The following is an 11,973-nucleotide window of genomic DNA, read 5'->3' as shown; positions in this document are numbered from 1 at the left end:
GAGAGGACACGAATCTGGACGGTCACTTTAGCGCCCCAAAATAAATTATAGAACCCGCTTTTTTGGAGAATCGGCGCGATTTGTGTACCGCCCCCTCCAACCTTTCCAAAGAGAAAACACCCCTTACCCGCGGCAATGGGTAAGGGGTGTTTCCCGTAAGAAGAGAAGCGAACGAGGAAAACTATGATTCATAGCATTCCTTTTCGACAGTACGCAAATCAGTCTCCTACGTTTGGCAGTGGGCCGCCCGGATTCTTTTTCTGCCAGAGATAGCAGAGGACGAGAATCCCGATGCCGGCGATATCAGTCATACTGCCAGGAATGATGAGGCACAGGCCGCCAATGAAGAAGGCGACACGCTGCAGTGTGGTCAGTGGATGCTGGCAGAAGCCAATCATGGCCAGTGACAGACCCCACATGCCGATAATGGCTGTGACCATGGCCATAAGGATCATGGGAACCGTGGCATTGATCATGAGCAGCTGCGGCGCTAATACGAAAATGTAGGGCACGACAAAGGCGGCAATGGCTAGCTTTGCGGCCGTAACGCCTGTTTTCATGGGGTTGGAGCCAGCTATTCCGGAGCCAGCATAAGCAGCTAGGGCAACCGGCGGCGTAACGTCAGCGACAATACCGAAATAGAAGGCAAACATATGGGCTGCAAGGACCGGAACCTTCATCTGAACGAGGGCAGGGGCTGCAATGGTGGAGGTGATGACGTAGTTTGCCGTCGTCGGTACGCCCATGCCGAGAATCAGGGAGGTAATCATTGTAAAGAACATCGCTGGAATCATTTTGCCTTGCGCAAGGTCAAGAAGGGCCGTAGCAAGTTTCAGGCCGACGCCGGTCTTTGTGACGACGCCAATGATGATGCCTGCTGAGGCGCAGGCAATGAGGACACCCAGTACGGATTGAGATCCTTCAATCAGGCCATTCACAAACTGTGCAAAGGTAATGCGCGTATTCTTTCTCATGCAGGCACAGACAATCGTCAGGCCAATGGCATAAAGGGCAGCACGCATTGGGGTATAGCCCGATACAAGCAGGTAAACGATGACAATCAGGGGAACCGCTAGATGGCCTTTTTCTCGGAGCAAGGGACCAAATTTTGGAAGCTGGTCGCGGGGCGTTCCTTTGAGGCCGTATTTCTTAGCTTCATAATGGACGCTCAGCCAAATCCCTGTGTAATAGAGAAGGGCCGGGATAACGGCTGCTTTGACGACTTCGATGTAGGGGACACCTACAAATTCTGCCATCAAGAAGGCGGCAGCGCCCATGACCGGAGGCATCAGCTGACCGCCTGTGGAGGCCGCTGCTTCGACAGCTCCGGCAAAGGACGGCCGATAGCCCAGTTTTTTCATCATGGGAATCGTAAAAGATCCCGTACCAGCAACGTTCGCGACAGACGAACCGGAAACTGTCCCCATCAGACCGCTCGACAGGACGGCAACTTTAGCCGGTCCGCCAATAGCCCATCCTGCAAGGGCATTGGCTGTATCAATGAAGAATTTGCCAAGACCCGTGGCATCAAGATAAGCGCCAAAGAGGATGAAGAGGTAGATAAAGGTGGATGATACTCCCATAGGTACCCCGAAGATTCCTTCTGTCGTAAAGAAGAGGTGACTGACAAGTTCGTCAAAGCCAACGCCGCGGTGGGCGAGAATCCCTGGCATATAGGGGCCGAGGAAGGCGTAGGCCACAAAGATGAGTGCAACGGTTAGCATGGGCCAGCCGACCGTGCGGCGTGTTGCTTCAAAGACCATGAGGACACCAATGATGCCAACAATGATGTCAGTCTGGGTATTAAGGCCGGCGCGCAGGACCAGTTCCTGATAGTTCAGGAGCAGATAGCCTGTGGCGCCGATTCCCAGAAGGGCACAGATGACATCAAGGGGATTCATGGAAGAACGGGACCAGGATTTGCGTCCTGGGTAAAGGAGAAAAATCAGCGTCAATCCAAACATTAAATGGATGGTGCGCTGCAGATGGGCGTCAAGTACCCCAAAGATTGCAGTATACAGCTGGAAACAGGCAAAGAGGATGCAAATGGCGGAAATGATATAGTGCCAGGCACCTACGGGATTTCTCTTGTCTGATTCCTTGTCATATTTTTTCATGACTTCTTCTGCCGACATTTCTTGGGAAGCTGTCTGATTCTTTTCTTTTGTCATAGTTATAGCCACTTCCTTTCTCCAGTTCATGATTCCATGAACCAGAAAGTATATCGTTTCATGCTGAGCACATCAACGCGTGTGCCTTGACCAAATTGATCCACAAGATCAATGGTCCTGTTACCATAGGTGATGCTGGGGCGGGCCTCGCTGGCCGCCCGAAAGGAAATCTTTTCATAGGGCCGGTTCATGATCATTTCAAATTTACCCTCTTTTTTCAGTGGTTTGAAAGCACCATCCATAAGACTATAAGGAAGGCCAACTCCGTAAGATTCATAGATGGTGTGGGTCATGGTCATGTTATGGGGCCCATTGATCCGGAAGTATTCATAGCAGGGGGTCTGTTGGACCGAATGCTTATAATGGTAAACCCATTCGTCCCCTTCATTGACGGAAAAGACCACGGGGGCTGTACCGTCAGAAGGCATCACGACGAGGATGAGCCTTGTCGCGTACCATAAGAAGCCGGCTCCTGCAAGAAGGAGGATCAAAATAATGAAAAGCAGGTTTTTTTTAAAAAAAGACCGAACCCCACTGGAGGGTGGTGTTCGGTCTGTGCAATTTGCCATATGAGATCGCCGCTTTTTACTTATTTTTCATTGAAGAACTTTTCAGCACCTTTGTTCAGAGGAATGGACATACCTTCCTTGGCCGTTTCCTTGGTGATAAGTTTTGCAACGTTGTGAGCTGCTTTCATCCGGTCAAGATTGGAATAAAGAGCCTTCACGATATCGTAGCCCAATTCATCGCTCATCTTATCCGTAACAACGAGCATGCACTTGACCGCAACAGCTTCTACATCGGTGTCTACATTATTGTAGGTTTTGGCAGGAATCTTGATCTTGGTGTAGTACGGATATTTTCTGATCAAGGCATCAGCCATGGCAGAATCAACCGGCAGGAGCACAACTTCATGTTGGGTAGCAAGGTCCTGGATAGCTGCCGTAGGGAATCCGGCCGTTACGAAAGCAACGTCCACATTGCCGTCCTTCAAGGCAGAGGCTGCTTCCCCGAAGGAAAGGTACTGCACCTTAATGTCATCGTAGGTGATGCCTGCTGCTTCGAGAATCTGACGGGCGTTGGCTTCAGTCCCGGATCCAGCAGCTCCAACAGCGACGCGTTTGCCCTTGATATCAGCAAATGTCTTGATGCCCGTCTTTTTTGTCGTGACGATCTGGATTGTTTCCGGATAAAGGGTGGCCAGCCCTTTGAGGTTTTTCACTGCTTTGTCCTTGAACATTTCGACGCCGTTTACCGCATAATAGGAAATATCGTTCTGGATAAAGCCGATATCAACCTTGCCTTCTTTTAAGAGGTTGACGTTTGCGACGGAAGCTCCTGTGGATTGTGCCGAAGCATTGGCGCCTTTGACATTTTTGTTAAGGATATCAGCTAAGGCCCCGCCCAAGGGATAATAGGTCCCAGACGTACCGCCTGTTGCGATGTTGATGAATTTTTTGTCACCGCCGCCGCTTTCCTTTTTGTCACCGCCGCCGCAGCCAGCAATCAGAGCGGTTGCTGCTGCCATTGCGAGGAATGCCGCTACCATTTTTTTTGCTTTCATCGTTCTCTCCTCCATCCATACAGTGTAATAAAAAACGGGCTAACAAAAAACACCGAACAATAGAAAAAAATCTTTCCCTGCCTTGTTCGTCATCAATAGTGTAACCTTTATGTTACAAAAAGTCAAGAATAAGACAGCATAACTGTTATGTAACATATGAGACTGTTTTTGTTCAATAGAATTTGTATACAATATGCAAAACAAAAAATAAATCTAGGATTCCCGTCATAAAAATGGGACGTTAGGTATGGAAAAGGAACTCTTTTCGGTAAATCCAGCTCTAATCAAGAATTAATATTAGTAGTGGAAATCTATTTTTCTTTGTCATAATGGGAAGAATCAAGGCTTTGATCAAATTTCTGATAATGAACTGCTCCTTTTTATATTCATAGAGAAAAGGCAGGAAATCACAGAAATACAAAGGGAATACAATTTGGAATATAGTCTTTTATATATACACAAAAATCCTTTAACAATAGACTCGCATAGAGAAAAAAATAAGAGAAAATTTTGAGGGTGAATTTAAACTTAAAAAATGATAATTTAGAGGCTGTGAATAATGTTCGATATATTTCGAACGATAATCTTGATTCATAAAAAATATATGACAATTTGATAAAATGCTCTTTTTTTTGTTGTCATCATGGCGTGTAAAATCCGCGTAAAAATAGAAGGAATCGGGTCAGTTTCCATAGCTTGATGGAAAAAGATGTGGTAAAATCATGTAATAGACAAGTAAATAATTTGTAATGAAATTGTAGACCGCATCCAGTATGATCTATGTTAACGGGGGAGATTACCTTGCTTCAATTCTTCTTGTTCCTTGGTGGGATTTCGCTCTTTCTTTACGGTATGCAGCTCATGGGCGATGGCCTGCAGGCTGCTGCCGGCAGTAAGCTCCAGCGGATTTTAGGGGCACTGACAAAGCGCACGATTTATGGTGTTGCCTTAGGTGCTGGCGTCACAAGCATTTTACAGTCTTCAAGCGCAACCACAGTCATGACCGTGGGACTTGTCAACGCGGGTCTCATGAACCTGCAGCAAGCCTTTGGGATTGTCATGGGGGCCAATATCGGGACAACCATTACGGCTCAGCTCATTGCGTTTAAATTGACGGATTATATTACCTTGCTCCTTGCCATTGGTTTTTTGATCCGTACAGTTGCAAAGAAGCGGCAAATGAAAGATATTGGTCAAGTGCTCATGGGGTTTGGTATCCTCATGTTAGGGATGGCGATGATGAGCAATTCTGTAGCCCCTCTGCGTCATAATACGGCCGTTGTGGACTTCATCGGACGCTTTTCCACGCATCCCATCCTGGGCCTTTTGGTTGGTCTGTGTATGACGGTTGTCATCCAGTCTTCATCAGCGACGGTCGGTATCCTGATGGCCATGGCCGGCCAAGGTCTTATCCCGCTGGAAGGGGCTGTCCCTGTCTTGTTGGGGGATAACATCGGGACGTGTATTACCGCCGTTTTGGCGACCCTGCAGGCTAACATCAATGCGAAACGCGTGGCCCTTTCCCATGTGCTCTTCAATTTAATTGGAAGCATCATTGCCATTGCTCTCCTGGGCCAGTTCCTGACTTTGGTCTTGAAGATTTCTCCTGCCGGAAATATCTCTAGGCAGATTGCTAACGCCCATACGGTCTTTAACGTTGTAAATACCATTCTTTTCCTGCCCTTTGCTGGACAGTTCACGAAACTCATTGAGAAGATCATGCCTAATAAAAATGGCGAAATCTCCTATCAGCCCAAATTCCTCAATGAAAGTATGCTTGATACCCCGGCCATTGCATTGAGTCTTGCAAGAAAAGAAGTGAGCCGCATGGGGAGCCTTGCCTTGGGCAATATCAAACGGGCCTTCAGCTGTATCAATCAATATGACTCCAAAAAGGTCAAGTATATCAAGGAACATGAACCGGTCATTGATAATTTGGAAGAAGCCATTACGGTCTACTTGACAAAGATGTCGGAAAAGAACCTCAGTGTGGAGCTGACCAATATCCATACGGGTCTGCTTCACTGCTGCATGGATCTGGAACGTATTGGGGACCATGCCGAAACCATTGCCAAACGAGTCAAGTCCATGAATGAAGACGGGATTTCATTTTCTCCGGAAGCCGCGGAAGAGATGAAGGAAATTGGGGATATGGTCATACGGACCACGGCTGATGCCCTTCAGTCCCTGGAAGACAATGACGTAAATCTTGCCAAGGCGGCCCTTGCCCGTTCCCATGAAGTCCGTAAAAAGGAAAAAGCCATGCGCCGCTCCCATGTGGACCGGCTTAACCGCGGCGTTTGTACGCCGGAAACAGGGTTTGTTATGCTGGAACTCTTGCTGAATATGAAACGCGTTTCTGATCACGCCCAAAATCTGTGCGAAATTGTGCTGGGTGAGTTCTGATCCTTTTTTGAACGAAACCGTGCTGTGAAGGATGATGCTTCATGGCACGGTTTTTTCTTTCCCAAATCAATAAGCCTGCAGGGCTTTATTTTTGCGCTGCAGGCGATTTTATTCACTGTTCATCTTATAAAAAAGGAAGGCGGAAGGTATTTACTGGCTGAATGGGATCAGGAAAAATGGGGCCATCCATCTTGACAAGGTTTTGGAAAATGCTTTCTTGACGGGAGCCCGACTTCCTGCTACGATAAGTACCGTATGGATAAAAAACACTATATATAGTGAGCTGCTAAAATAAAAAATACAAGATATTGAAAAAGGGGAGACGGTTATGGAAGTGCAGGAATGGCTTGGTGCGGATAATCAGCTGGGGCTTGATATTTGGCAGAACAAGTACCGCGATGACAGTGAAAGCTTTGACGCCTGGCTGGATAGAGTAAGCGGCGGTGATGAGCAAGTCAGGGAATTGATCAAGGAGCAGAAGTTTCTCTTTGGTGGACGCATCCTGGCTAATCGGGGCCTTGAAAATAAGGGAAAGAAGATTACCCTTTCCAATTGTTATGTGGTGGAGCCGCCGGAAGACAGCATTGAGAGCATCTTTGACAGGGCCGGGAAACTGGCTCGGACTTATAGTTACGGTGGAGGCTGCGGCATTGATATATCAAAATTGAGCCCCAAAGGAGCCCATATCAACAATGCGGCCAAGCAGACGAGCGGATCCATTTCTTTCATGACCCTTTATTCCCTCGTAACAGAACTAATCGGACAAAATGGGCGCCGTGGGGCCCTCATGATTTCCATTGACTGTTCCCATCCTGATGTTGTTGACTTCATTAAATTGAAGACAGATCTGGATAAGGTGACAAAAGCCAATATTTCCGTTCGGATCAGCGGTGATTTCATGGAAGCTGTGAAGGAAAATCGCAAGTTCCGCCTTCATTACACGCGCAAAGAAACGGGCGAAACCATCGAGTCCTTGGTAGACGCAGCAGAGGTCTTTCATCTCCTTGCGGAGACAAACTGGGATTATGCGGAACCAGGAGCCCTTTTCTGGGACCGGATTACAAGCTGGAACTTATTGTCCAATACCAAATCCTTCCAGTTTGCCGGTGTCAATCCTTGTGCGGAGGAACCTCTTCCAGCAGGCGGTTCCTGTCTCCTTGGCAGCATGAACCTTGCTGAATTTGTCAAGGATCCCTTTACGGAAGAGGCTTCTTTTGATCAGGAAGGGTTTAAGCAAGCAATCCATGTGGCTGTCCGGGCCTTGAATGATGTACTTGAAGAAGGGCTGCCGCTCCATCCCTTGGAAGAACAGCGGGAAAGTGTTGCCGAATGGCGCCAGATTGGCCTTGGCATTATGGGACTTGGTGATATGCTCCTGAAAATGGGGTTGACCTACGGCAGTAAGGAAGCGGTTGATTTTTGTCATACCCTGGGCTTTACCATGGCGGATACAGCCATTGCTTCTTCCGCCCTTCTTGCCAAAGAGCGCGGCCCCTATGAGCAGTTTTGTGCAGAAGAAGTGATGGAAACTCCTTACTTCAAAGCCAATACGACGGAAGAGACCGTACAGCTCGTGAAATCGTATGGCCTGCGCAATTCCCAACTTCTGACCATTGCGCCTACGGGAACCCTTTCAACGATGCTGGGGATTTCCGGCGGCATTGAACCAATCTATGCAAACTATTATGAGCGTAAAACAGAATCCCTCCATGCGGCCGATGTCTATTACAAGGTCTACACGCCCATTGTGGAATGCTATATGAAGCAGCATGATCTCAAGGATGATTCCCAGTTGCCTTCTTATTTCGTCACGGCCATGACCCTTCCCTATGAGGATCGTATTGCCATGCAGGCCGCTTTTCAGCAGCATATTGACGCTTCAATCAGTTCGACGGTCAATGTTCCCAACAGCTTTACGGTTGAAGATACAGAACATCTTTACCTGCTTGCCTATGAAAGCGGCTGCAAGGGGGTCACCATTTTCCGTGATGGCTGTAAGCGTGCTGGTATCCTCACAACGCATGTGGAAGATCATAAAAAGGAAGTCCCGATTGCAGGAGAGGGCCTTGCCCGCGGAGAAATCGTTGCCATTGATGATCATGTCATCGGCAAGAAACGCAAACTGATCACTGGCTGCGGCAGCCTGCACTGCATGGCCTTTTTTGATCCAGAAACAGGGGCCCTTCTGGAAACTTACCTGAGCAAAGGTTCTACCGGCGGCTGCAACAACTTCATGATTGGGTTGTCCCGGATGATTTCCATTGCGGCCCGTGCTGGTATTGATATCTATACCATCATCGATCAGCTCAATTCTACGGGCAACTGCCCAAGTTATGCCGTGCGGCGGATTACAAGAGGGGATACGAGCCGTGGGTCATGCTGTCCCTTGGCGGTTGGCAATGCGCTCCTTGATATGTATAATGAAGTGCAGCAGGAGCTAACGGGCAAAGCGGCCCCTCAGGTTCCTACTAAAGAAGTGAAAAAAGCCGTGACCAAAAAAGTACGGGCGGAAGACATTTTCTGCCCTCAGTGCGGGGAACCCCTTGTTTTTGAAGGAGGATGCAATACCTGCAAGAACTGCGGATGGAGTAAGTGCTACTAAAGCCGTGCCGTAGTAAAAACGTTCTTGACGGAAACGCTGCCATCTGGTATAATTCTCTTCGTTGCGGAAGTAGCTCAGTGGTAGAGCATCACCTTGCCAAGGTGGGGGTCGCGAGTTCGAATCTCGTTTTCCGCTCCAATGAAACGCTCATCCCGCAGTTTGTGACTGCGGGATTTTTTCTTTATTTTTGAAAGGAACGATATGCACCGTTTTCTTACCCTTTTGCAAAAAGATCTGCGATATTTTCTCTATTTGGAAGGGCTCCTCATGCTTTTCCGAGTGGCTTTTCTCGTCCTTTTCCGCAGCCAGCTGAATGCGGTTCCCGCTTCAGAAATCCTCTATGCCCTTTATCTTGGCTTTCGCATCAGTCTTAAGACGACGATCCTTCTTGTGGGGCTTCCCTTTCTTTTGGCAACCGTGCCGGGAAGCTTCTCTTCCCGCTATCCGGAAAAAGCCGTGAGGACCCTCCTTACAGGCCTTTCCCTCTTTGTCATGACCTTTCTTTTTGTGGCGCGCATTCCCTACTATGCCATTTTCCAGGAAACGTACAACATCATGCTCTTTAACGGCATGAAAGATGATAAGCATGCCATTTGGGACACGGCCGTAAAGGAATATCAGCTTTTCCCGCGTCTTGTCGGCGTCCTTCTTCTCTCCGCTCTCGTCATCTATCTTTGGCATCAGCTGCAGGAACGAAAGGCCATCGCCCCCCAGCGCCGCATCAAGACCATTTTTGCAGGTACGCTGATCTTTATTCCTATTTTTGCCATCTTTTGCCGCTTTGGCGGCGGCTCTCATTCCGATGATGGAATCCACTGGGAAAGCGCGGCCCGTACCAAATCCAAACTTCTCAATGAAGCCATTCTCGATGATGGACAGGCCCTGTACCGCGCCTATGCCACCCATAAACGGGCAACGGAAAAAGTCCTGCGCCCCCTCACGGCAGAAGAAGTGCGAGCGGCCATTTGGCTTCTTGGCGGCAATGGCAATGCGGCGACCATCGATGAAGCTTTTACCAGAATCAAAAAGACGGACGCCCGCATCAAGCGTCCTCGTCATGTGGTTGTAATCTTGGGAGAAAACTATGCCCTTTGGCCTCTTTTGCCCGCGTATCAGGACATGAACCTTGCGGCGACGGGGAAATTCCTTGAAGCGCATGGGGCCCATACGTATCAGTTCCTCGCAAACAGTACGGGAACCATGACGAGCCTCAATGGATTCGTTACAGGTCTTCCCGATGTTGGCCTTTACGTCAACTATATCATGGGAAAGAACGGGGATCCCGTCGACGGCCTCGGCATTGGCGCCGTCATGAAGAAGCTGGGCTACCGGACCCAGTTCTGGTATGGCGGCCTGCGCAGCTGGCAGGATATCGAAAAATTTACGCGCCGCGAAGGCTTTGATGAATTCCACTGCGCCGATGAATTTCCCGGCCTAGGGGAAAGCTCTTCCTGGGGGATTGCCGATGGCCCCTTTTTTGAGGAAGTGCTGAAGGCCATGCAAAAAGACCCGGGAGATACCTTTTACTTTATCCTTACAACGAGCAACCATCCACCCTTTGCCTTTGATGTGGACAGCCAGGGATTCCCTCGGGACCGCGTAGCTGAAAAGCGGGGACCTGCCATTCCCAAGGACAAGAAGACCTTGGACCAGCTGGGACACATCTGGTATGCCGACGACGTGATGGGAAAATTCATCAAGGCCGCCGAAGCCTATGACCCATCCACCCTTTTTGTCGTTACGGGCGATCACGCGGAGCGCTTCAATTTCAGCAGCGATGTTTCCTTATGGGAAAAAAGCGGCATTCCCTGCTTCTTCTATGGCGCTGGCATTCCTACGGACCTTTTTGCCAAAGACGCCGCCGGCAGTCACCTCCAGATTGCGCCGACTTTGGCTGAACTCATCCTGCCCCAAGGAGAGACCTATGAATCCCTGCTTCCCTCCCTTTTTGATTCCCGGCGAGCCTTCAACCATCGCCTTTATATTGAAGACGGTCAGATCGGAGAACAAAAAGAGCTCAATGACGAGCGCTTCAGGGAACAAATCGAAGCGGCCCGGACCATTGCCATTTGGCGAATCAAAAATGGCAATGCGATTAGCTCAATCGAATAAACGGCGGTATAAATCTATTTTAGGAAGATAACCGTCGAATGCACAAGGGAGGCGGCAGGAATTCCTGCCGCCTCCCTTGTGCTCCTGCCATTTCCATTGTATGATAAAGAGTATGTGAAGTGTCAGACGACAGGAGAGTAGATTATGGACGAAATTGCCATTGTCCTTGCTTGTGATGATCGCTATGCCCAGCACGCAGCCGTTGCAGCAGCTTCTATGCTGCTTTGCCATAAAGGTTCCAGACCCCTTCATTTTTATCTCTTTGATGATGGAATCACCGGTGTAAAAAAAGAGATGGTGGAGCGCACCATCAAGGACCTCAAGGGTCTTGTGACTTTTATTGATACAAAGGGCATCACCGTAGATGCCTACACAAGCGGTCATATCCATAAGGCGGCTTACCTTCGCCTTCTTATTGCAAAACTTTTGCCCTTAGCCATTGCAAAGGCCCTTTATTTTGATACGGATCTTGTAGTAAAGGATGATGTGGCAAAGCTATGGGACTTTCCTCTTGACGGTCATCCTGTTGGTGCCGTCAAGGATTTTGGTATCATGGCTTCATCAAGGATGCGCCGCCAAAAAGCGGAATCTTTGGACCTGCCCTTGGGCGCTCCTTATTTTAATTCGGGCGTTATGATCATGGACCTTGCTGCCTTTCGGAAAGAAGGCTATGGGGAAAAGGTCCTGCAATGCGTCACGAGCTATGCCTACCGCCATCACGACCAAGATGGCCTCAATAAAGTCTTTATGGGGAATTGGGCCATATTGCCGCTGCGCTGGAACGTCATCCCACCCGTTTTTGGCATGCCCTTAAAGGTCCTCAAAAAAGGGGCTTTGCGGCTCGAAGCAATCGAGGCCCTCAAGGATCCCGCCGTCATCCACTGGGCAGGGCGCTATAAACCGTGGGAATTTGTTCAATCGGAGCATTTTAATCGTATCTATTATGAGGTCCTCAAAAAGACGGCTTTTCGCGACGCTCCTATGCCGCAGCCCGGGGATATGACGGGAAAATCCTTGTGGCGTCAGGAAATGCGGATTCGTTTGGGGAAGTTTTGGACACGGCTTTTGGGTGGAGCCAAAAAGACATTGTAAAAAGCAGATTGTAAAAAAGAAAGGGC

The 11,973-nt window shown here is 48.8% G+C and carries 8 protein-coding genes and 1 tRNA gene; 6 read left to right on the top strand and 3 right to left on the bottom strand.

The features are described from left to right. Positions 1 to 218: 218 nt before the first annotated feature. From QZQ08_RS04295 to QZQ08_RS04285, 3 genes are all read right to left on the bottom strand, one after another. On the bottom strand, positions 219 to 2,171 hold the full coding sequence (locus QZQ08_RS04295; RefSeq protein ID WP_296328362.1) for a TRAP transporter permease: 1,953 nt from the start codon (positions 2,169 to 2,171) through the stop codon (positions 219 to 221). 26 nt (positions 2,172 to 2,197) lie between these two features. After that, positions 2,198 to 2,662: a DUF1850 domain-containing protein gene (locus QZQ08_RS04290; protein WP_296328360.1), complete on the bottom strand. Its 465-nt coding sequence runs from the start codon at positions 2,660 to 2,662 to the stop codon at positions 2,198 to 2,200. A 98-nt stretch (positions 2,663 to 2,760) separates the two neighbouring features. Next, complete coding sequence (locus QZQ08_RS04285; protein WP_296328357.1) at positions 2,761 to 3,735, bottom strand: TAXI family TRAP transporter solute-binding subunit; 975 nt, start codon at positions 3,733 to 3,735, stop codon at positions 2,761 to 2,763. A gap of 801 nt (positions 3,736 to 4,536) precedes the next feature. Here QZQ08_RS04285 and QZQ08_RS04280 point away from each other — a divergent pair. The 6 genes from QZQ08_RS04280 (at position 4,537) to QZQ08_RS04255 (ending at position 11,947) form a co-directional block, all read left to right on the top strand. Continuing rightward, entirely contained in the window at positions 4,537 to 6,141 is a 1,605-nt protein-coding gene (locus QZQ08_RS04280; RefSeq protein ID WP_296328355.1) for a Na/Pi cotransporter family protein, read from the top strand. A gap of 24 nt (positions 6,142 to 6,165) precedes the next feature. Next, positions 6,166 to 6,336, top strand: a complete 171-nt coding sequence (locus QZQ08_RS04275) for a hypothetical protein (protein WP_296328352.1) — start codon at positions 6,166 to 6,168, stop codon at positions 6,334 to 6,336. Between the two features lie 133 nt (positions 6,337 to 6,469). Further along, positions 6,470 to 8,743: an adenosylcobalamin-dependent ribonucleoside-diphosphate reductase gene (locus QZQ08_RS04270; RefSeq protein ID WP_296328350.1), complete on the top strand. Its 2,274-nt coding sequence runs from the start codon at positions 6,470 to 6,472 to the stop codon at positions 8,741 to 8,743. Positions 8,744 to 8,806: 63 nt separating this feature from the next. Next, positions 8,807 to 8,881 (top strand) — tRNA-Gly (locus tag QZQ08_RS04265). Between the two features lie 63 nt (positions 8,882 to 8,944). Then, positions 8,945 to 10,855, top strand: coding sequence for an LTA synthase family protein (locus QZQ08_RS04260; RefSeq protein WP_296328347.1), 1,911 nt, complete (start codon positions 8,945 to 8,947; stop codon positions 10,853 to 10,855). A 144-nt stretch (positions 10,856 to 10,999) separates the two neighbouring features. Then, positions 11,000 to 11,947: a glycosyltransferase family 8 protein gene (locus tag QZQ08_RS04255; RefSeq protein ID WP_296328344.1), complete on the top strand. Its 948-nt coding sequence runs from the start codon at positions 11,000 to 11,002 to the stop codon at positions 11,945 to 11,947. Positions 11,948 to 11,973 lie beyond the last annotated feature (26 nt).

It is taken from the genome of uncultured Acidaminococcus sp. (assembly GCA_900538365.1).
In the GTDB taxonomy this organism is placed as follows: Bacteria; Bacillota; Negativicutes; order Acidaminococcales; family Acidaminococcaceae; genus Acidaminococcus.
Note: the sequence above shows the minus strand (reverse complement) of the source record. Positions and strands in the feature narration are given on the sequence as shown.